The sequence below is a fragment of the Lentzea alba genome (assembly GCF_047445655.1).
Lineage (GTDB): Bacteria > Actinomycetota > Actinomycetes > Mycobacteriales > Pseudonocardiaceae > Lentzea > Lentzea alba_A.
In genome coordinates, this window is record NZ_JAJAEG010000021.1 from 91,298 (window position 1) to 112,543 (window position 21,246).

Annotated in this window: 21 protein-coding genes; 9 read left to right on the plus strand and 12 right to left on the minus strand. The window is 67.0% G+C overall.

From position 1 onward, the window contains the following. The first annotated feature begins 26 nt into the window (after positions 1–26). From LFM09_RS31580 to LFM09_RS31590, 3 genes are all read left to right on the plus strand, one after another. A complete protein-coding gene (locus tag LFM09_RS31580) occupies positions 27–797 on the plus strand; it encodes a GntR family transcriptional regulator (RefSeq protein WP_414100222.1) in 771 nt (256 codons plus the stop codon). Between the two features lie 57 nt (positions 798–854). After that, positions 855–4,415 carry a hypothetical protein gene (locus tag LFM09_RS31585; protein WP_414100223.1) on the plus strand — a complete coding sequence of 1,187 codons (3,561 nt, stop codon included), beginning with the start codon at positions 855–857 and terminating at the stop codon, positions 4,413–4,415. 101 nt (positions 4,416–4,516) lie between these two features. After that, the gene (locus tag LFM09_RS31590) at positions 4,517–4,909 is read left to right on the plus strand and encodes a hypothetical protein (protein WP_414100224.1); all 393 of its coding nucleotides are present in this window, start codon (positions 4,517–4,519) and stop codon (positions 4,907–4,909) included. A 59-nt stretch (positions 4,910–4,968) separates the two neighbouring features. Here LFM09_RS31590 and LFM09_RS31595 read toward each other — a convergent pair whose 3' ends face one another. The 6 genes from LFM09_RS31595 to LFM09_RS31620 form a co-directional block, all read right to left on the minus strand. After that, on the minus strand, positions 4,969–5,523 hold the full coding sequence (locus LFM09_RS31595) for a hypothetical protein (protein ID WP_414100225.1): 555 nt from the start codon (positions 5,521–5,523) through the stop codon (positions 4,969–4,971). Beyond that, positions 5,516–6,103, minus strand: a complete 588-nt coding sequence (locus LFM09_RS31600; protein WP_414100226.1) for a hypothetical protein — start codon at positions 6,101–6,103, stop codon at positions 5,516–5,518. The genes LFM09_RS31595 and LFM09_RS31600 overlap by 8 nt, the downstream gene beginning before the upstream one ends. 69 nt (positions 6,104–6,172) lie before the next feature. Continuing rightward, the gene (locus tag LFM09_RS31605; protein WP_414100227.1) at positions 6,173–7,351 is read right to left on the minus strand and encodes an RtcB family protein; all 1,179 of its coding nucleotides are present in this window, start codon (positions 7,349–7,351) and stop codon (positions 6,173–6,175) included. 10 nt (positions 7,352–7,361) lie between these two features. Beyond that, on the minus strand, positions 7,362–8,033 hold the full coding sequence (locus LFM09_RS31610) for a hypothetical protein (protein ID WP_414100228.1): 672 nt from the start codon (positions 8,031–8,033) through the stop codon (positions 7,362–7,364). A 48-nt stretch (positions 8,034–8,081) separates the two neighbouring features. Then, a complete protein-coding gene (locus LFM09_RS31615; RefSeq protein ID WP_414100229.1) occupies positions 8,082–8,882 on the minus strand; it encodes an ABC transporter permease in 801 nt (266 codons plus the stop codon). Next, on the minus strand, positions 8,879–9,835 hold the full coding sequence (locus LFM09_RS31620) for an ATP-binding cassette domain-containing protein (RefSeq protein WP_414100230.1): 957 nt from the start codon (positions 9,833–9,835) through the stop codon (positions 8,879–8,881). The genes LFM09_RS31615 and LFM09_RS31620 overlap by 4 nt, the downstream gene beginning before the upstream one ends. A 97-nt stretch (positions 9,836–9,932) precedes the next feature. On the opposite strand from LFM09_RS31620, the gene LFM09_RS31625 reads away from it, so the two are divergent. The 3 genes from LFM09_RS31625 (at position 9,933) to cpt (ending at position 12,705) form a co-directional block, all read left to right on the plus strand. Further along, entirely contained in the window at positions 9,933–11,252 is a 1,320-nt protein-coding gene (locus LFM09_RS31625; protein WP_414100231.1) for an NAD(P)-binding domain-containing protein, read from the plus strand. Positions 11,253–11,263: 11 nt separating this feature from the next. After that, entirely contained in the window at positions 11,264–11,872 is a 609-nt protein-coding gene (locus tag LFM09_RS31630) for an AAA family ATPase (protein ID WP_414100232.1), read from the plus strand. 272 nt (positions 11,873–12,144) lie between these two features. Continuing rightward, positions 12,145–12,705 (plus strand): chloramphenicol phosphotransferase CPT, encoded by a 561-nt coding sequence (cpt, locus tag LFM09_RS31635; protein ID WP_414100233.1) that lies wholly within the window; start codon positions 12,145–12,147, stop codon positions 12,703–12,705. On the opposite strand, the gene LFM09_RS31640 is transcribed toward cpt, so the two are convergent. From LFM09_RS31640 to LFM09_RS31665, 6 genes are all read right to left on the minus strand, one after another. After that, the gene (locus tag LFM09_RS31640) at positions 12,674–13,495 is read right to left on the minus strand and encodes a radical SAM/SPASM domain-containing protein (protein WP_414100234.1); all 822 of its coding nucleotides are present in this window, start codon (positions 13,493–13,495) and stop codon (positions 12,674–12,676) included. The genes cpt and LFM09_RS31640 overlap by 32 nt on opposite strands. A gap of 213 nt (positions 13,496–13,708) precedes the next feature. Beyond that, positions 13,709–14,086: a heavy metal-responsive transcriptional regulator gene (locus LFM09_RS31645; RefSeq protein WP_414100235.1), complete on the minus strand. Its 378-nt coding sequence runs from the start codon at positions 14,084–14,086 to the stop codon at positions 13,709–13,711. Positions 14,087–14,138: 52 nt separating this feature from the next. Beyond that, positions 14,139–14,720, minus strand: coding sequence for a class I SAM-dependent methyltransferase (locus tag LFM09_RS31650; protein WP_414100236.1), 582 nt, complete (start codon positions 14,718–14,720; stop codon positions 14,139–14,141). A 64-nt stretch (positions 14,721–14,784) separates the two neighbouring features. After that, positions 14,785–16,287 carry an aldehyde dehydrogenase (NADP(+)) gene (locus LFM09_RS31655; protein ID WP_414100237.1) on the minus strand — a complete coding sequence of 501 codons (1,503 nt, stop codon included), beginning with the start codon at positions 16,285–16,287 and terminating at the stop codon, positions 14,785–14,787. Beyond that, positions 16,284–17,111 (minus strand): NAD-dependent epimerase/dehydratase family protein, encoded by an 828-nt coding sequence (locus LFM09_RS31660; protein ID WP_414100238.1) that lies wholly within the window; start codon positions 17,109–17,111, stop codon positions 16,284–16,286. The genes LFM09_RS31655 and LFM09_RS31660 overlap by 4 nt, the downstream gene beginning before the upstream one ends. Before the next feature lie 43 nt (positions 17,112–17,154). After that, entirely contained in the window at positions 17,155–17,943 is a 789-nt protein-coding gene (locus tag LFM09_RS31665) for an IclR family transcriptional regulator (protein ID WP_363769146.1), read from the minus strand. A gap of 137 nt (positions 17,944–18,080) precedes the next feature. Between LFM09_RS31665 and LFM09_RS31670 the strand changes: the two genes are divergently transcribed. Genes LFM09_RS31670 through LFM09_RS31680 form a run of 3 tightly spaced genes read left to right on the plus strand, consistent with a single transcriptional unit; the run spans position 18,081 to position 21,240 of the window. Continuing rightward, the gene (locus LFM09_RS31670; protein WP_414100239.1) at positions 18,081–19,397 is read left to right on the plus strand and encodes an ABC transporter substrate-binding protein; all 1,317 of its coding nucleotides are present in this window, start codon (positions 18,081–18,083) and stop codon (positions 19,395–19,397) included. Continuing rightward, entirely contained in the window at positions 19,394–20,365 is a 972-nt protein-coding gene (locus tag LFM09_RS31675; RefSeq protein ID WP_414100240.1) for a carbohydrate ABC transporter permease, read from the plus strand. The genes LFM09_RS31670 and LFM09_RS31675 overlap by 4 nt, the downstream gene beginning before the upstream one ends. Next, complete coding sequence (locus LFM09_RS31680) at positions 20,362–21,240, plus strand: carbohydrate ABC transporter permease (protein WP_414100241.1); 879 nt, start codon at positions 20,362–20,364, stop codon at positions 21,238–21,240. Before LFM09_RS31675 ends, LFM09_RS31680 begins: the two co-directional genes overlap by 4 nt. The last annotated feature ends 6 nt before the right edge of the window (positions 21,241–21,246 follow it).

Here is a 21,246-nt window from a genome sequence, read left to right on the forward strand (position 1 = left end):
CTTGGTGTGACGTATGCTCACGCCACGTGAACCGCGTCCCGCCGCACCGCGCTGATCGACCCGTTCGCGCGGGCATCCCAGAACACGGCCGAGTCCCGCGTTACTACGCGGTCAAGGCCGAGCTGTTCGACCTCGTCGAGACCCTCGGTGAAGGCACCGTCCTGCCATCCGAACGCGAGCTCGCCGAACGGTTCTCCGTGTCGCGCGTCACGCTCCGCCAGGCCGTCAGCGAACTGGTGCTCGAAGGCAAGCTCATCCGCCGCCAGGGCAGCGGCACGTTCGTCGCGCCGCCGAAGCTCGTCCAGCCGTTGTCGCTGGTCAGCTACACCGAAGGCATGCGAAGGCAGGGCGTCGAGCCGACCCGCACGGTGATCACCACCGAGGAGATCAGCGCCGACGAGGGCCTGGCCCGCGACCTGATGCTCGAACCGGGCGACCCGGTCGTCCACCTCGAACGCGTCCTGCTCGCCGACGACGAGCGCATCGGCCTGGAGTCGACCTACCTGAGCCTCGGCCGCTTCCCGGACCTGCTGGAGAAGCTCGACCCCGCCGGCTCGCTCTACGCGTGCCTCACCGAACGTCTCGGGGTGCGTTTCGCCGAGGCCGAGGAACGCGTCGAGACGGTGCTCGCCACGCCCCGCGAGGCACTGCTGATCGGCACCAACCCCGCGCTGCCGATGTTGCTGCTGCACCGCGTGTCCTACGACGTGGACGGCCACCCGATCGAACGCGCAAGGTCGCTGTACCGCGGTGACCGGTTCAGCTTCGTCGCACGGCTGCACGCCGACAGCCGTTAGACCCTCAAACAGTCGTTAGACGCGGAACAGAAGCGATCTCCGAAGCGTCTGAAGATCATGGCGCTGGAACCGGAGATCGGGCTCGTCGGCAGGGACGACATCACCGCGTTGGTGGAGTCGCTGGTGGAACGCCGTAAAAGGCACTCCCTGCCGGTGATCGTCGCGTTCGGCCCCGGTGGCAGCGGCAAGACGTCGCTGCTCGACCACGTGCGCCGGCGCTACCGCGACGCGCCCACGGCCAAGGTCGACCTCGACCGCGCCGGTTCCCGTTCCTGCAAGGACATCCTCGACGTCGTCGCCGAGCAGCTGCGGTCCTACCAGCACGCCGACTTCGGCCGGATGCGCCTGCCCCGCTACGACCTCGCCCGCCTCGCGCTGCACGGCGATCCGGGAGACGACCCGCACCACCGCGCCCGTGAGCTCGCAGCCAAGCAGATGACCCGGCTGGTCGCGGTGGCCGACGCCGCCGAGGTCGTCGAGATGCTGCCGCCCGCGCAGGGCCTCGGCAAGGTGCTCCGGCCGCTTCTGCTGTGGCTCATCGGACTCGCGGTCGTCGCGCCGCGGCCGTTGCGCTGGTTGCTGGGTGGGCCACGCGTCGCGAGTGCGTTGCGGTGGTTCGAGAACTACGTCGGGCAGGAACTGAAGGCCGGCCAGAGAAAAGGCGCACAGCGCACCAAGTTCGACGCCGCGCTCGTGCACATGTGGAGCCACCACAGGGCCGGCGACACGCTGGAGATCGACCGCCTGCTGGTCGCCGCGTTCCTCGCCGACATCACCGCCGCCTACCGGTTCCGCGGCTACCGCAGGATGAACTGCCTGCTGCTGCTCGACGGCGCCGACCTGCTCGACGGCATCGACTCCTACCTGCCACCGCAACGGCCACGGCCCGCCGCCCGCGCGACCGACTTCCTCAGCCTGGTCGCCGAACGACGTCTCAAAGAGCCGCACGTGCCGCTGCTCGTGATCGCCACCAAGCAGTCCGCTCCGGTCGAGTCGCCGGGGTTCCTGCCGGTGCGGTTAGAACCCTTCACGTTGGCGACAACCCGTCAGTTCCTCGCCGAGTGGAACCGCACCCGCAACAGCACCGTCGAGTCCGAGGCGCTCGTCGAGGAGCTGCAGGAGGTCACGCACGGCCACCCGCTCGCGGTCCGGCTCGCCATCCAGCTCGTGCAGTTCGTGTTCGCGCGCGACCAGGTGCTGCCGTCGGTGCGGGCGGTGTTCGACGAACGGCTCCCGGTCGACGAGACCACGACGTTCCAGGACGCCACGGTCGGCGACTATCTGCTTCTCCGCTTCTTCCAACGGATCCCCGGCGCCGAGGAGATGCCCGAACGCGAGGCCGCGCGCGAGGTGTTCGCCCGCCTCGCCGCCCCGCGCGTGCTCGACCGGCACGTGATCCGCGCGCTGCTGCCGTCGATGTGGTCCGCCGAGAACATGCGCGGTCTGCTGGCACAGCTCAGCTTCGTGACCCAGCAGGGCGACAACTTCGTGCTGCACCCGTTGCTGCGCGACCTGCTCGCCCGCAAGCTCCGCGAGGTCCCGGAGGGCGAACCGTTCTCGCACGCCGGCGTCCACCGGCTCCTGAAGGAGCGCTACGACAGCCTCGGCCAACGCGAAGACGCGCTCTACCACGCTCTTGCGCTCGGCGAGGTCCACCTCGTCGCGCACCGCCTGCGCCCGCACGTCGACGAACGCAGCGACCGCTGGATCGCCGAGCTGGCCGCCATCGCCGAGGCCCCGATGCCGCCGGGGGAGGGCGAACCGGAGCTGGAGGAGGAGCCGCGCACGTGGTGGGAGCGGCTGCGGACAGGCACCAAACGCAACCTGCACCGCCGCTACGACCGCGTTGTGCGGCCGGAAACCGGGCTGCTCGAAGACGCCGTCATCGCGACCTGGGAACTGCGTTCGCGCAGCCGGATCATCCGGCCCACGGTCGAGATGTACGACCGTGTGTTGCGCACGCATCAGGAGCTCCAAGGCGCCGAAGAACGCCTGACTGCTTACCGCACAACGAAACGCGCGCTCGAACACAACACACCCGCGTCACCACCGGCGCCGTTGCCGCGCCCTTCGACTGTCGGCCGTTACACCTATCCACGCCGCTGGCCCGGTCGCAACGGCTTGAGGCGCGTCACGATCTACTTCGTCGTGCTGCTGCTTGCGTTGTACGGCGCGGCCTTCTACGTGCAAAGCAGCAACAATTGTCTGAGGTACGGCGTCTTCGAGCCTCAGGAGCTCGTCCAGGACTTGGCCGGAAACCGGCCAAATCTGTCCAAAATGGATGGAGTGCAGTGCATCGGGCTGAGCGAGCGCCCCGGCCGTTTCGCCTACGGTGACCCGGCTTCGCAGAACAACGACGACGCCGAGGTCGAGGAGCTCGCGAAGCTCATCGCCGAGGAGAACGACCGCGCCGCCAAGGTGAAGGACCGCAGCAAGGTCACGATCGTCGTCGCCACGATGCTCAGCTCCAACGAGCGGGTGAAGCGCGACCTGTCCGCCGGTGTGAACGAGCTGCGCGGCGCGTATCTCGCCCAGCGCGACTGGAACCAGCTCGACGGTCTCGGGCGCAATCCGTTGGTGCGCCTGGTTCTCGCGAACTTCGGCGGCGAGTCGAAGTACGCCGAGAAAGTCGCGGAGGAGATCCGGAAGTACGCCGAGCGCGACCCGTCAGTGGTCGCCGTGACCGGCCTCGGGCAGAGCCGCGGCACCACGTTGTCCGCGCTCGGCGTGCTGGGGCCGTCGAAGGACCACCCGAACGGCATCCCGATGGTCGGCTCGTCGCTGTCGTCGACGAGCTTCAGCCAGAAGCCGTACTTCTTCCGGATCGCACCGGCCAACGACCGCCAGGCCCAGGTCGCCGCGCGGATCATCGAACGCACCGAAGCGTTGCGCGGCCGCCCGTTGCACCTCGTGCGCAGCCCAGGAGACGAGTACAGCTCGGATCTCGCGGACGAGTTCGACGAAGTGCTCAAGCCCCAACGCCACGACTACGACGAGACGGCGAACGAGGTGGCGACGCAGCTCGGCAACGTGGTGCGGGAGATCTGCCAGCAGTCACCGAACCCGCTCATCCTCTACACGGGCCGCACCGCGGAGGTCGGCGGCCTGCTGACGGAGCTGAGCCACAGCAACTGCACCGACCCGGTGGTGTTCGGCGGCGACGACCTGACCCAGCTGGAGACGACGAACTTCACCGATCTGGAAGACGTCAAACGATTCGCCGACGGCAGGCTCTACTTCACGACGTTCGCGTGGACGCCCGGCCGTGAGCCGATTCCCCAGTCGACGCAACAGTTCTTCACCACCTACGAGGCCGCCCAGAAGCGGCATGCGAGGCGGGCATTCCTTTCGGGCCCCAACGGACACATTTTGCTCGCTTATGACGCCGTCAGCGTTGTCGCGCGGCAGACACCTGTTGGGGCGTCACGGGAACAGGTTTTCGAGCGGCTGCACACTTTGAGTGACTTCCCCGGCGCGTCCGGGAGGCTGACGTTCGCCCGTCCCGGCGTGAGCGGCACGTCCGGCTCGAACCCGGTGGACAAGCTGGTCGTGGGCCAGATAGTCAAGCTGGACAACGGAATTCTCGTGTCTCGATACGTCACGCACGAGGGCGGGTGACGTGTCGGCGAAGTGACTGCGGGTCACCGAACCCCGTGTGAGCGCAGGAAGATACCGCCCGTTCGCACTCGTTTCCCGCAGAAGTCGCGGAGGTACTGTTGATGGCACGAAGTACGGATGTCCGCAACGGTGCGGAGGAGCGGGGGTGTGCCGTGTCCTTCAAGGCGGAGTTTCTCGCTGAACTCGAGGACTGTCTGCGCGGTTACGGCGCGGTCCCGGTGAGCAATCCCGACGCACTCGCGTTGTTCATCGAGTTCGTGCGAGCTCTTCCGGAGACGGATCAGCGGCTGCGTTGCCTCGAAGGTGTCGACCAGGGTTCCGGTTCGTTCTGGAACAACCCGGCGGTGTGGTGGGAGCAGGTGCCGCGATTCGGAGCGGGTCTGCCGCGGTGCGGATCGGCGGAGTGCCGCAAGCTGCTCGACGACATGCTCGACGAGGCCATCAGCGACGAGATCGACGTGCTGGAGATGGAGATCCGGGAGCTGCCGAGCTAGCACGGACATGCCTGCCGGCGCCGCCGCCTGTTACGGCCACGGCGCCGGGGCTCCAACACCTATTTGACGGCGACGAGCGACTTGAACAATTCCCGATAGCGGTGGAGAGCCAGTCGCAAGTCCTCGGTCTGTGGATCACCGTTTCCCTCGAGCTGCTTGGTGAGGGAGCGATGACGGGCGGTGAGCTCGTCGATCGCGCGCGTCACGAGGTCGTCTGCCTTGCGGACGGCCGATTTCGGGTCGTCGACGAACTCGTACTGCACGGCCTGCCACTCGTCTTCGAGACGTCCGGCTGACCGCTGCTGCTCGTGCCGCTGCCCAGGACGCTCCTGCCCAGGACGGTCCTGCCCAGGACGGTCCTGCTCAGGACGCTCCTGGTCGGGACGCTGCTCCAGGCGCTGGTCGTGCCGCTGTTCCTGGCGCTGCTCCGGACGCTGCTCAGAACGCTGTTCCTGACGCTGCTCAACGCGCTGTTCGTGGCGCTGGTCGTGACGCTGTTCCGACTGCTGTTGCGGAGGAACCGGCTGTTGCTGCTGCGCCGGGGTCGACGGCCGCAGCGTGGCCGATGCGGGGTCCCTGGTCTCGGGAACCTTCCTCACGGGAGTCTCAGACATCCGTCTTCTCCTTCCGAACGCGGGCTTCACGGTCCTTGCGGGGGCCGGCGCCGCGTTCGAGCAGGTCGTCGAACAGCTCGCGGTAGTGCACCATCGCGGTGCGCAGGTCCTCGGTGCTGGCCTCGCCGATCTCCTGGCGTTCGGAGATGTCGTGCGCGGCCCGGTAGTGCTCCAGCGTCCGGGCGTGTTCCACCGACAGCACGCTGAGCTGTGCCTCGTAACCCTCGGTGGGATAGCCGCGCTCGGACATCAGGTCGGTGACCAAGCGGTCGGCGTCGCCGATCGCGGCCGCCGGCGAGTCCACGAACTTCGCCTGCACGGTTGCCCAGTGCCGGCGGTAACTCTCCTGTGCCGTTTCGGAAAGCGGCTTCAGGTCGAACTCGCTGTGGCGGTGCTCCCGCTCAGCGAGCTCCTTCTCCGCGGCCGTTCTGTTGTCGCTCTCGGTGACCGCGCGGTCGTACTCAGGGCCGAAGCGGTCGCGCAGCTTCTTGCGCTGCATGGCCGGCCTCAGCACGAACGCGAGGACCACCAGCACCACGACTACTGCGACCACGAGGCCGATGATGGCGCCCGTTGACATGGAAAACCTCCAAGACAGGCAAAAATCTCTGCTGTCCTGGAGGCTTCCCATTGCTTGCAAGGGGAAACATCAACCCTTGATACAAACCACCTGCTTGAGCTTGGCGACGATCTCGACCAGGTCGGACTGGTTCGCCATCACGGCGTCGATGTCCTTGTAGGCGCCCGGAATCTCGTCCACCACGCCGGAGTCCTTGCGGCACTCGACCCCACTTGTCTGGGCGGCGAGATCCTGCGCGGTGAACGTCTTGCGGGCCTTGTTGCGCGACATCCTGCGGCCGGCGCCGTGCGACGCCGACTCGAACGAGTCCGGGTTCCCGAGACCGCGCACGATGTACGAGCCGGTGCCCATCGAGCCCGGGATGATGCCCAGCTCGCCGCGCCCGGCCCGGATCGCGCCCTTGCGGGTCACCAGCACGTCCTCACCGAAGTGCGTCTCCTCCGCCACGTAGTTGTGGTGACAGGAGATCGGCTCCTCGAACGCGATGTGCGGGAACTCGGCGCGCAGCACGTCGCAGACCAAACGCAGCATGACCGCTCGGTTATGCCGCGCGTAGTCCTGCGCCCAGTACAGGTCGTGCCGGTACGCCGCCATCTCGGGCGTGCCCGCGAGGAACACGGCGAGGTCCGGGTCCGGCAGCTCGGCGTTGTGCGCGAGCGTGCGCGCCACCGAGATGTGGTGCTGCGCCAGCTCGTTGCCGATGCCACGCGATCCCGAGTGCAGCATGACCCACACGCGCTGGTCGGTGTCCAGGCAGACCTCCAGGAAGTGGTTCCCGCCGCCGAGCGTGCCCATCTGGTGCATCGCCTTGTCGGCGCGCGCCTTCACGGCAGGCGTCAGGTCGTCGAACCTCCGCCAGAACGCTCCCCAGTCGGACGCGTCCCTCTCGGTGAACGCGGTCGCCTTGTGCTGACCGAAACCGACGGGGACCACGGCTTCCATGCGCGATCGCAGCCCGCGCAATGTCTCCGGCAGGTCGCTGGCCGTGAGCGAGGTGCGCACGGCGGCCATGCCGCAGCCGATGTCCACGCCGACGGCTGCGGGGGAGACGGCGTCGCGCAGTGCGATCACCGATCCCACCGTGGCCCCCTTGCCGTAATGCACGTCCGGCATCACGGCGATGTGCTTGACGGCCCACGGCAGCGCGGAGATGTTCTGAAGCTGCTGCATGGCGAACTCTTCGACCTCGTCGGGCCGAGTCCACATGCGGATGTCCACGTTCTTGCCGTGGACGAGGTTTGCTGCCATGGCTACGAGGTTAAGCCGCGTTTTGGCCGATCCACAAAGGAGTTTCGGCGCTGACGAACTCCCACGTGCCCTTGCGCACCTTCGCCTTGCTCATGTCGCCGCCGAGGTTCGTGACGAACGCGCGCACGGTCGGCAGGTCGTTGACGTCCGCGATGAGGATCGCCTTGTGCTGCAACGTGACGCTGCCACCGCCGAGCTTCTCGCGCGCGACCGCGTCCTTGAGCAGCCCGTCGCGGACCTGCTGCGCGGTGATGCCGTCGACCTCGACCTGGACGGCGTCGACCTTCGGCGAGTTCGCGGGCAGGAAGCGGAACGTGAGAACCGATTCCTGCTTGAACTGCTTGCTGATCGTGGAGGCGGTGTGGCGCAGGCTCTCCTCGTTGAGGGTGACGTCGAACTTGCGGGAGCGCTCGAACGTCGTCTGCTGCAGGTCGCTCGACCAGAACACACCGTCGAGCAGTGTGGAGCGGGTGGTGACGCCGCCGTTGGCGAGCACGATGCCGCGAACCTCGCGGTCGAACTTGACGAGCCGGTCCTTGAGGCGTGGGTCGTCGGGATCGGTGATGATCGCGGTGTTGTTCGTCGCGAAGATCTCCGGGCACGGCAGCGGTGCGCCCGCCGCCGTGCCCGCAGGGATCGTGAACGCCAGCACCGACGTGACTGCCACGAGAAGCTTTCGCATGGGAGACAACGTATGGGCACCGGGTGTGCTGGGCATGTGGAGTTCCGCTCAGCGGGCCACAGCGCGCTTGTACTGGCGGTTGGCCAGCGGCACGAAGATCAGCAGGAAGATCACGACCCAGATGAGCGACGCGAGCACCGCGTTCTGCAGCGGCCACACGTCCGGTGCGGGTGACAGGGGAGAGGTGTTGCCGAACAGCTCGCGGGTCGCCTGCGTGACCGCCGAGACGGGGTTCCACTCCGCGAAGTGGCGCAGCACGGTGGGCAGCTTGTCGGACTGCACGAACGTGTTCGCGATGTAGCTGAGCGGGAAGATGAAGATGAAGCTCGCGTTGTTGAACACCTCGGGGCTGCGCACCAGCAGCCCGACCCACGCCATCGCCCACGAGAAGGCGTAGGCGAAGAGCAACAGCAGTCCGACTCCTGCCAGAGCCTCCAACGGTGATGAGTGGATGCGCCAGCCGACGACCAGGCCGCTGAGCATCATGATGACGACGACCAGCGCGTTGTTCACGAGGTCCGACGTCGTGCGCCCGATCAGCACCGCGGACCGGGCCATGGGCAGCGAGCGGAACCGGTCGATGATGCCCTTGGTGATGTCCTCGGCCAGGCCGCTGCCGGTGATGGTGGCGCCGAACAGCACGGTCTGCGCGAAGATGCCCGCCATCAGGAACTCGCGGTAGTCCATGCCGGGGATCTCGATCGAGCCGCCGAACACGTACGCGAACAGCAGCACGAACATGATCGGCATGATGGTCGCGAACACCAGCAGATCGGGCACGCGCTTGATCTTGATGAGGTTGCGCTTGGCGACCACGCCACCGTCGGCGAGCGCTTGCAGCAGCTTCACTTCTCGTCCTCCCCCTGGGCGTGGTGACCGGTCAGCGTCAGGAACACGTCGTCGAGCGTGGGCCGGCGCAGACCGATGTCCAGCACCTTCACCGACTCGGCGTCGAGCCTGCGGATCGCCTCCATCAGCACCGCGGACCCGCCCGTGACCGGCACGGTGAGGTGGTGCTGCCGTTCGTCGGACTCCATCTGCCCGACGGCGAGATCACTCAGCGCGGACTTCACGGTGCCCAGTTCGGCGGTCGTGGCGACGGAGAGTTCGAGACGTTCGCCGCCGACCTGGTCCTTGAGCTGGTCGGCGGTGCCTTCGGCGATCACCTGGCCGTGGTCGATCACGGCGATCTTGTCGGCGAGGCGGTCGGCCTCCTCCAGATATTGGGTGGTGAGCAGCAACGTCGTGCCGCCTTTGACGAGCTCCTCGATCACGTCCCACATGCCCAGCCGGGACCGCGGGTCGAGGCCGGTCGTGGGTTCGTCGAGGAAGAGGACCTTCGGCCTCGCGACGAGCGCGCCCGCGAGGTCGAGTCGGCGGCGCATACCGCCGGAGTAGCCCTTCACCGGTCGGTCGGCGGCGTCTTCGAGGTCGAACGTCGCGAGCAGCTCGCGGGCTCGTTCGCGGCTTCGGGTGCGCCCGAGGTGGTAGAGGCGGCCGACCATGTCGAGGTTCTCGAACCCGGTGAGGTTGTCGTCGACGGCCGCGTACTGGCCGGAGAGACCGATGGTCTTGCGGAGCTCGTTGGCTTGTTTGCGGACGTCGAGCCCGGCGACGTGCGCCCTGCCCTCGTCGGCGTCGAGCAGGGTGGTGAACACCCGCACCGCCGTCGTCTTGCCCGCGCCGTTGGGGCCGAGCAGACCCGTGATGGTGCCCTCCGGCACCCGGAGATCCAGGCCGTTGAGTGCGACGACCGACCCGTAGCGTTTGACCAGGCCTTCGGCCACGATCGCGTCTGTCATGCGGGCATCATGGACCTCGGGTCTGACAATTTCGTCCGATTTACGCCCGTGTCAGAGTGATTGACAGCCGCTTTGGACATGAAAATACTTCATGCTCATGGATCGCGTGTGCGTCATCGGGGCCGGCTCCTCCGGCATCGCCGCATGTCAGGTGCTCAGTGCCCGCGGCATCGAGTACGACTGCTTCGAGACCGGATCCGAGGTCGGCGGTAACTGGCGCTACCTCAACGACAACGGCATGTCCTCCGCCTATCGATCGCTGCACATCAACACTTCCCGGCAGATGATGGAGTTCAAGTCGTTCCCGATGCCCGCGCATCTGCCGGCTTACCCGTCGCACTTCCAGATCGCCGAGTACTTCGACGACTTCGTGAAGCATCACGGGTTCCGCGACCGGATCCGCTTCCGCACCGAGGTGACGTCGGTTTCCGTCACTTCCGGCGGTTATCTGGTCACGACGCGCGATCGCGACACCGGTTCGGAAACCTCTGTCGTGTACGGCTCGGTCATCGTCGCGAACGGGCACCACTGGTCGCCGCGACTGCCCGAACCAGCGTTTCCTGGTTCGTTCTCCGGCGAAGAACTCCACGCGCACTTCTACAAGACGCCCGAGCGATTCGCGGACAAGAAAGTGCTGGTCCTCGGCATCGGGAATTCGGCCTGCGACATCGCGGTCGAGTCGTCGCGGGTATCGGCCCGGACGTTTCTCGCGATGCGCCGGGGCGCGCACATCATGCCCAAGTACCTCTTCGGCATGCCCACCGATCACCTGACCACGTCCGCGCTCGCCCGGTTCGCGCCCGCTTGGCTGCAGGCGTTGTCCTTGCGGGCGATGCTGCGGCTGGCGCGCGGGAAGCTCAGCTCCTACGGGCTGCCCGAGCCGTCGCACGGGATCCTCGCCGCGCATCCGACGGTGTCCGACGACCTGCTGACGCGGCTCGGGCACGGCGACATCACGGTGAAGCCGAACGTCTCGCGGCTGGACGGGACCGGGGTGGTCTTCGACGACGGCAGCCGTGAGGAGGTCGACGTCATCGTCTACTGCACCGGGTACAAGGTCGACTTCCCGTTCCTGGACTCTTCCTCGTTCTCCGCGGTGTCGTCGGCGGACAACGAGGTGTCGTTGTACCGGCGGGTCGTGGATCCGGCGCATCCCGGGCTGTACTTCCTCGGGTTGATCCAGCCGCTCGGGGCGATCATGCCGCTCGCGGAGGCGCAGGCGGAGTGGATCGCCGACCTGGTGTCGGGGCGGGCCGCGTTGCCGTCGGTGCCTGAGATGAAGGCGGAGATCGATTCTTATCGGGAGTCGTTGCGGAGCCGGTACGTGAAGTCGAAGCGGCACACGCTGGAGGTCGACTTCCTCGGGTATCAGCGGGAGTTGCAGGAGGAACGGCGGGCCGGCGCGGCTCGTCGCTAGGGTCGGCGTGGTTGCTGATCTGGATCAACGGGCCGTTCGGCGGGGGTAAGACCGCGACGGCTTTCGAGCTTCATCGGCGGCTTCCAGGCAGTGTGATGTCCGATCCCGAGCACGTCGGGTTCGGGCTGCATCGGATGCTGCCGCCTGCTCCGCGCGGTGACTTCCAGGAACTGCCGGCGTGGCGGTGGCGGTCCGAGGTGCACTCGATGCTGGACCTGGCTTTGCGGCGGCATGACGGGCCGGTCATCGTTCCGATGACTCTGGTGGATCCCGGGTACTTCGCGGAGATCGTCGGGCCGCTGCGTTCCGATGGGCACCGGGTTTGTCACTTCGCTCTGCTCGCGGAGCCCATCACTGTGTTGCGGCGGCTGCACAACCGCGGGTTCTGGCCTGGGTTGAAGCGGGAGCGCTGGGCGGTTGAGCGGCTCGATGGCTGCCTGACGCGGCTCGGTGCGGCGGAGTTCGCCGAGCACGTCGCTACCGATCACCTGACTGTCGCGCAGGTCGCCGAGACGGTCGCGCGGTCTGCCGGGTTGTCGCTCGTTCCGGACACCGACGGGCCGTTGCGCGCTCACTTCCGCCGGTATGCCACGACGCTGCGGCACGTCCGCTTCGACTGATCACCGCGGGCGTTATCAGGCCCCGGTCAGCGCTACTCGATGGCGCCCGATGTTGACCTTTGCAATAAGTCTTTGGACTTCGTCCGCAAACGTTTTTTGCATCCGGGGTGGGCAGCGGAGGCGGTGCGGCGGCGATATATCAATGGCCCGGCGCTGTGAGCTGTGGTTTTGCAATGACACGTTGGACGACATCCGCAAAAGACTCATTGCAAGGGGCGGTGAGCGGTGAAGTGGATCGTGGTCGGTGTGGGGTGGTGGGTACGGTCGGCGCCATGGTTGCGGCTGGGGCTTCGGCGGTTCAGGTGATCGTTCTCAACGGTGGGTCGAGCTCCGGCAAGTCGGGGATCGCGCGGTGTCTGCAGGCCGTGTTGCCGGAAGCCTGGCTGGCGGTCGGCGTTGACACGTTGATCGACGTGATGCCGGCGCGGCTGCAGCTCGGGGCAGAGGGGATCGGGTTCGCGGACGACGGTGGGGTGACCGTCGGGGCGGAGTTCCGGGTGCTTGAGGACGCGTGGATGGAGGGGGTCGCCGCGATGGTGCGCGCGGGGGCGCGGGTGATCGTGGACGACGTGTTTCTGGGTGGGGTCGAGTCGCGTCAGCGGTGGGAGAAGGTGCTGGGCGGGCTCGACGTGGTGTGGGTCGGGGTGCGGTGTGACGCGGCTGTGGCCGCGGGGCGGGAGCTTGCTCGCGGCGATCGGGTTTCCGGGATGGCCGAGGTGCAGGCTGACCTGGTGCATCGGGGGATGACCTATGACGTTGAGGTCGACACGACGCGGACCGAGGCGGTTGAGTGCGCGAAGGTCATCGCGAAGTGGATCGCGGTGGGTCGTTAGGGGCGCAGGAGCCGCCGCCTTGGGGCCAGCAGGACGGGCCCGCGGTTGCCGGTGACGCCAGCGTGACTGTCGACAGGATCGCGGGTAGATCCGTATCCAATATATTGCCCAGCGGGATCCAGCGGGCGAACACGCACGGCCAGACCTCGCCGGACGAGGACACCGCTACGGCGCCGTGGCCGCAGCGGCCGCACAGCTGGTCAGGCGTGTGTGAAGCGTTTGCGCCGCGGCCGACGCCGCGCAGGCGGTCGACGCCGACCTCAGCGACGCCGAGAGCCAGCAGGTCGGCTTGAGCGGCGTGGGTGCGTTGCGTGCCGATGTGGTTCGAGGTGCTCACGTCGATGACACCTGCTCGCACCGGGATGTCGCGGTCCAGCGCCTCGGCGATGTTGGCCCTGGTGCGGGCGTGGCTGCCGCGCCGGCGGGTGATGGCCTCGTGTTGCGCGGCGGAGTCGGAGTAGTAGCTCGTGGCGAGGCGGACGCCGGGGCGGGAGAAGGTGTCCCAGAGGCGGGGGCCGATGTGCACGAGATTGCTGAAGACCTCGACCGTGAGGCCGGCGGACAGTGCGCGATCCACCAACGAAGGTAAATCGGGATGCAATGTCGGTTCGCCGCCGATGAACTGAACCGACTGCGCGCCGAGTGAACCCACGTCGTCGATGACGCGGAACCAATCGGATGTTCCCAGCACGCCATCCGTGCCGCGCGGTCCGGAGTCCGCGTAGCAGTGCGTGCAGCTCAGTTGACATTTGCCGGTGATCTCGAGCCATGCGAAACGCAGGTCGCTCATGTCCCGCTCCCCTGGACGTCGCCGTGCGATCACCATCTTGCCCCGGCGAGTCACAAATGGAGCTGTCGAATTCGTTTAAACATCTGGCTGCTGTTGATCTGGTGACATGTCCCCGACACGAATCCGGCGGGCGCCTCGCCGGATTGCGCTGACCGACTAATCAATCGCGGGTCAGCAGCACTCGCAACAGGTGCAGCAATCGTCCATCGGAGTTCACCTCCCCTCGGTTCCCACAGGCGGGCACAACGGTGAACAGTCGGTCCCGACCATCTCCACCAGATCCGCACGGAGCCGCGCGAGCCGGGCCATCTCGGCGTCGATCTCGGCGATGTGCCGCTGCAACAGCTCCTCGGCCGGCTCGCACGGGCACTCACCGGTGTCACGAACGGCCAGCAACGACGAGATCTCCCGCAACGTCAGCCCGAGACGCTGGCAGTCGCGGATGAACAGGATCCGGTCCGCGGCCGACGACGGGTACTGCCGATACCCCGACGACGTGCGCGGCGGCGGCGCGAGCAGGCCCGCGCGCTCGTAGTACCGGACCGTGTCGGGCCGGACCCCGACCTGACGTGCGAGCTCGGCGACTCTCATGCACCCAACGCTAAACCTGTGAGCGCACTCCAATGTCAAGGCGAGCAGGGGTTCAAGCGCGCGTCATCAGAAAACAGGCGAAGCCAGACCCACGAGCAGGCTCGGCCAGCCGCTCGATGTCGAAGGACGCACCGAACAACCGCTGCTCCACCCCGACAGCCAGACCGGGGAACCGCCCACCACGCCGCTTCCACCAAGGAATCTCGTCGTAGAAGCACCACATCACGAACACCGAACCGGGATGCGACAGCCGATGCACCGTCGCGGCCATCGCGTCCAACGCGGGCCCGCGCATGTCGTCCAGCACGCTGTAGTCGACGAGCAGGTCGAACGTCCCGGAGACACCGGGGATCGAAGAAGCGGTCAGATCCCCGACCACCCAGTCGACGGACAACGACGACGGCGTCGCGCGCCGAGCCTTCTCCAGCCCGACGGGGGAGTAGTCGACCCCCGTCACGTCGAACCCGTGCGCCGCCAGGAAGATCGAGTTCGCCCCGCTGCCGCACCCGAGATCGATCGCCCGCCCCGGCGGAACGCGCCCCGACGTCACCAGCCGCGCCAGCTCGGACCGCGGCCCGACCTCCCACGGCGCCCAGGTCCGGTACATGAAGTCGTAGGCGCGGCGTCCGACCATGACTGGCCTCCCAACGAAAACGGGGCCACTGACGTTACGTCAGCAGCCCCGTCCGCAAAACAAATCAGTCCACCACGAGCGCGCCGTCCACACGACGCGGAATGCCCAGCGGGTTCGCGTCCTGCAACTCCAGCGGCAGCAACGCGTCCGGCCACGACTGGTACGTCACCGGAGCGATCCACCGGCGGATCGACGTGGCGCCGACCGAGGTGTGCAACGGGTTCGTCGTCGACGGCCACGGCCCACCGTGGTGCTGCCCCCACGCCACCGCGACACCCGTAGGCCAGGCGTTGAAGATCAACCGGCCCGCGACGTGGCGCAGGATCTCCGCCACCGCACCGGCTTCCGCGTGATCAGACTCGGCCGCGTGCACCGTGCCCGTCAGCGTGCCCGGCAGCTTCGCCAGCACCGAGTGCAGCTCCGACGGCTCCGAGTACGTCACGACCAGAGCAGCCGGGCCGAAGTGCTCCTCGGTCAGCTTCTCGAGGTTCTCCTCGAACACCTTCACCGACGTGGTGAACAGCAGCGGCGCCACCGCCCACGCCTCGTCCGGGCGTACACCGGTGGAGACCACCGAAGCGAGATCCGACGCGGCGAGAGCGTCCGTGCCCGCCTTGTACGAGTCGCACATCCGCTCGTTCAGCATCGCGCCACCGGAAGAGGCCGCCACGGCCTCACCCAGCGCGGGCACCAGCTCCGAAGGCGCGAACACCAGACCGGGGTTCGTGCAGAACTGCCCGACACCCATCGTCAACGACTGAGCGAAACCGGCCGCGATGTCCGGCGTGGCCGCACCCGGCAGGATCACCGTCGGGTTCACGCTGCCCAGCTCACCGTAGAACGGGATCGGGTCCGGCCGGCCCTGTGCGAGGTCGAAGAGCGCCCGCCCGCCACCGGTCGACCCGGTGAAGCCGACCGCGCGCACCGCCGGGTGCTTCACCAGCGCGACACCGGACTCGGTTCCGTACACGATGCCGAAAACACCTTCAGGCGCACCGGCTTCGCGCAACGCGTCCACCACGACCCGCGCGGTCTCGCGCGACGTCGACGGGTGCGCCGAATGTGCCTTCACGACAACGGAACAACCCGAAGCGAGAGCGGAAGCCGTGTCACCACCGGCCACCGAGAACGCGAACGGGAAGTTCGACGCGGAGAACACCGCGACCGTCCCCAGTGGACGCAGAACGCGCCGCAGAACGGGCCGGGGCGGAATGATGTCCGGGTTCGCCGTGTCCAAAGTGGCCTCGACGTAGCTGCCCTCGCGCAACACCTCCGCGAACAACCGCAGCTGGTTCGTCGTGCGCTTCAGCTCCGTCGTCAACCGCGGTACGCCCAAAGCCGTCTCACCGTCGGCCGTCGAGACCAGCAGCGAGGACTCGGCGTCCAGTGCGTCCGCGACCTTCTCCAGCACCACAGCGCGATCCGCCGCCGGTACGACCGACCACGCCGAGAACGCAACGGAAGCCGCCGAAGCGATCCGATCCACCTCGCTGTCGGGGGTCTTCGCAACCGGCTCGCCGAACGGCTCACCGGTGCGCGGGTTGTATCCCTGAACGACGTGGCTCAACGCCCTGCCTCCTTGACTGCCGTGTCGAAATCGGGGCCGCACCAGGCCCCGCCCACGTACTTCGCCGCGTACGACGAGGGATCGAGCTCACCGCCGTGCTGCTCCAGCACCTCGGCGGCGTACACCTCGGAGTCGTCCTGCGGCTCGTAACCCAGCGCGCGGGCCTCGTCCAGCGAGAACCAGCCGCGCTTGTTGTCCGAGACACCCCACACGATCCGGAACCCCGGCGACGCAACGGAAAGGCACGCTTCGAACAGGCGCGCGCCGTCGTCCGGCGACATCCAGGTCGACAGCATCCGCACGTCGCGCGGCTTCTCGAAGCACGAACCGATGCGGACCGCGATCACGTCCATGCCGTAGCGGTCGGCGTACAGCGATCCCAACGCCTCCAGCGCCACCTTGGAAACACCGTAGTAGGTGTCCGGGCGCGGGAAGAGGTAGTCACCCGCCTCGCCGTTGGCGCGCTCGACGTACCCCACAGCGTGGTTCGAGCTGGCCAGAACGACCCGGCGAACTCCGGTACGGCGTGCGGCCTCCAGCAGCGTGTGCGTGCCGTCGATGTTGACGCTGAGGATCTTGTCCCACGCCTCTTCGAGGCTGTGGCCTCCGAGGTGGATCACGGCGTCGACGTCCTTCATCGCGGCTTCCATCGCGGCCATGTCGGTCACCGAGGCCTGGACGATCTCGACGTTCTCACCGTCAGCGGCCGCGGGTAGCTCCGCGATGTCCAGCAGCCGCAGGACTCGGCCCTCCGCCGCGAGGCGAGAACGCATGAGCGTTCCCACCCCGCCACCGGCGCCGGTGATCAGGATGCGTGCGGTCACGGGATGGACCCCTCCGTCGTGTGCAGATTTTCAGTAAACCTTTTCACCTACCGAACTGGCGGAGAAGCTCGGTGATCGTCCGGGCGGCGTCCAGCAGAGCGGCGACGACCTGCCGCTCGTGCTCGGGGTCCAGTCTGCCCAGTGGAACCGAACAACTCATAGCGTCCAGAACGGGGTTCCTGTAGGGCAACGCCACGGCGAAACAGCCCAGTCCAGGCGTGTTTTCCTCGCGTTCGTGCGCATATCCGACATTCCGGAAACCGGCGAGCTGCTCGTGCAGCGCCGCCCGATCGGTCACGGTGTTCGGGGTCAGCGGCGCGAGCTCGTCGGGGAGGATCAGGTCGACCTCCTCCGGCGTGCGCGTCGAGAGCACGGCCTTGCCCAGCGACGTCGAGTGCGCGGGCAGCCGGCGGCCGACGCGCGAGACGACCCGCAGGTGGTGCTCGGACTCGCGACTTGCCAGGTAGACGACGTCGGCGCCGTCCAATCGGGCAAGGTGCACGGTCTCGTTGATGTCCTGCCGGACCTGCTCCATCACCCGGATGGCCGCACGCACCACTGGGTCGTGGTCCAGGTAGGACGTACCGACGAGCAGCGCGCGCACGCCGATGCCGTACGTGCCCCGGTCTGAGTCGACCTCCACCCAGCCGCGCGCGACCAGCGTCTGCAGCAGCATGTAAAGGCTCGACTTGGGGTAGCTGAGCTCGCGGTGCAGCTCGGTCAGCGTCAGCCTGCGGTCCGACGCGGAGAGCACTTCAAGCAGCTCCACCGTTCGGTCGGCGGACTTGACTGCACCCGGACGAGCCGTGCCCTTGTCGATCGGCGACGCCACCTGGCCTCCTCAGCCTTCCCTTGGGAAACCTCCGCGCAACACGCCCTTGACACGTTGCTGTGCTGATTCTTACAGTCCTGCACCAGGTTCACAAGTACGACCCCGGTTCACATACGTGAAAATGAAGGGCTCCGACGATGCGCCGTAGAACTGCCACAACCATCGCGACACTGAGTGTTGCCGCGCTGCTTGCAGGCTGTGGAAGTTCGAACACGCCCACGTCGACCAAAGACCCGAACAAGCCCCTCGAGGTGTGGACCCGCTCGACGGAGGCAACGGCGAAGGTCTACGAGAAGATCTTCAAGTCGTTCACGGACAAGACCGGCGTCAAGGTCGACTACAAGCCGATCTTCAACGACTTCGACAAGCAGGTGCAGCAGCGCGCCGCGTCGAAGGACCTCCCGGATGTCGTCATCACCGACACCGGCTCGCTCGGCAACTTCGTCAAGCAGGGCTGGACGACCGAGGTCAACCGCGACGAGCTGGCCGGCGGCGGCGACATCGTCGACCGGGCCTGGAACAACGGCAAGGGTGCGGACGGCAAGTACTACGCCATCCCGTACTCCACCCAGGCGATGGTCACGCTGGTGCGCAAGGACTGGCGCGAGAAGCTCGGCAAGCCGATCCCCACGACGTGGGAGGAGCTCGACGACCTCGCGCGGGCGTTCACCAAGAACGACCCGGACGGCAACGGGCAGAACGACACCTACGGCATGCTCGTGCCCGGCACGGTCGACCGCGGCTACCTCGCGTGGTGGGCGGCCAGCTACATCTGGCAGGGCGGCGGCGACATCCTGGAGGAGGAAGGCGCCGGCAAGTACTCGGTCGGCATCGACTCCCCGGAGTCGACCAAGGCGATCGAACGCCTGCGCAAGCTCTTCTGCGAAGACAAGGTCATGCAGCCGGGCTCGCTGACGTTGAGCACGAACGACGCGCACCCGCTGTTCGAGTCCGGCAAGAGCGGCATCTACTTGACCGGCCCGTACATGATCGGCCGCTTCGACAAGTCGGTCGGCAAGGACAAGTACGAGGTCATCGCGTCCCCGCGCGGCCCGGCCGGTGCCACGGTCCTGGGCGAGGGCGAGGACATCTACCTGATGGCCGGCTCCGCGAAGACCGCCGACCAGAAGAAGCTCGCCGAGTACCTGATCACGCCCGAGGCGCAGCAGGCCGGCATGAAGGGCGACCCGCAGCCGGTGGTTCGCCTGCCCGTCAACAAGAACGTCGACGTCAACGCGACCTACAACGACCCGCGCTGGGCGACCGTGGCGGGCGTGTACAAGAGCGAGGCGCGGCCGTTCCCGAGCGTTCCGAACTTCACGCCCTTCCGGCAGAAGACCTCGGAGACCCTGAACTCCATCTTCGCGAAGTGCCCTGCGGACTCCTCGGCCGAGCTGAAGTCCCTGGCGGAGGCGCTGAAGAAGGAGCTTGAGAACCAGAAGGCGTCGCAGTGACCGCAGTTCAACCGGTCAGCGACACCCGAGACGTGGGCTCGACGGCTAGTGGCGGCGGTGCCGTCGAAACCCACCCCGTGAGGCGGCGCCGCCGGCGCCGCCTCACGGGAGCCAACTTCATCCCTTGGCTGTTCCTGTTCCCCGCCGCGCTGATCTTCCTGGTCTTCAAGTTCATCCCGATGGCAGAAGGGATCCGGCTCTCGCTGTTCGAGGTCCGGCCCTTCCTCGGCGACATCTTCGTCGGGCTCAAGAACTACGCCACGATCCTGCAGGACGAGAAGTTCCTGACGGCCTCGTGGCACACCCTGGTCCTGGCCGGTGGGCAGACGCTCGGTGCGATGCTCATCGGCTTCTTCCTGGCCCTGTTGCTGGAAGGCCACGCCAAGTCGCTGTGGTTCGTGCGGTCCGCGGTGTTCCTGCCCGTGGTCGCCGCGACAGCGGTTATCGGTGAGATCTGGCGCCTGTTCTTCTACCCGGCGCCAGAAGGCTTTCTGAACGAGGCCATCTCGTGGGTCGGCCTCGGTCCGTGGGAGTACATCCACAGCACGGACACCTCGCTGGTCTCGGTCATGTTCGTCGGCATCTGGAAGCACGCGCCGTACGACATGGTGCTGATCCTCGCCGGGCTCGCCGGCATCGACCGCCAGCAGTACGAGGCCGCCGCGATCGACGGAGCCTCGACGCTGCAACGGATCCGGAACGTCACGCTGCCGGCGTTGCGCCCCGTGATCACGATCCTCCTGACGCTGGCGGCGATCCGCGGCCTGCGCGTCTTCACCGAGGTCTACGTCCTGACCGGCGGTGGTCCCGCGGGATCGACCGACGTCTGGATGACACGCGTCTACACAACGGCGTTCGAGCAGTCCGAAGCCGGCCTCGCATCGGCTGGTTCGGTGCTGTTGTTCCTGGTTACCTTGGTTCTCACGGTCAGCGTGCAGTGGTACCGCCGGAGGAAGGAGGCGCGATGAGCGTCAACTCAAGTCGCTTCGACAGCGCCATCGGCTGGTCCACCCGCCCGGACGCGTGGGTCAGCAAGGGCATCCGGGTTCTTTTGAGCGCCATCGCTGTAATCCTTTTCTGCGGCCCGCTGCTGGTCATCTTCTCCGGTGCGTTCGACCACAACCCGGACCCGACCAAGCTGTCGGTGATCCCGGACAACCCGTCCCTGATCAACTTCCAGGTGGCGGGCGAGAACAAGATCTGGGACTACCTGGCGAACTCGTTGATCATCGCCGGTGGCGCGTTGTTGCTGCAGCTGTCGGTGAGCGTGTTCGCCGCCTACGCGTTGGCGCGCAAGAAGTTCCGCGGTCAGGCCATCGCGTTGCTGGTCATCCTCGCCACGATGATGTTGCCGGAGGAGGTCATCGCGATCCCGCTCTCGCTGGTGATCGGAGACCTACCGCTGGTGCACGTGAGTCTCAAGGGCACCCTGCTCGGCGTCATCCTCCCGTTGGGGGCGTGGGGTTTCTCCATCTTCGTCATGACGGAGTTCATGAAGGAGATCCCCGCCGAACTGGAGGAAGCGGCCAAAGTGGACGGTGCCGGGGAGCTGCGTCTCTTCGCGCAGATCATCCTCCCCCTGTGCAAGCCCGCGCTCGGCGTCATCGCCGTGTTCGGCTTCAACATGATTTGGGAGCAGTACCTGCTCCCCCTGATCGTCGCCGCTGACCCCTCCGATTACACGCTCACGGTCGCACTTCTCGCGCTCAGATCCGACGACATGGTCGGGACGGGCATCGTGCTGGCCGGAGCGTTGCTTGCGCTGGTACCGAGCTTGATCGTGTACCTGTCGCTGCAGAAGTCCTTCCTGCGTGGGATCACCACCGGAGCGATCAAGGGATGAGTGTCT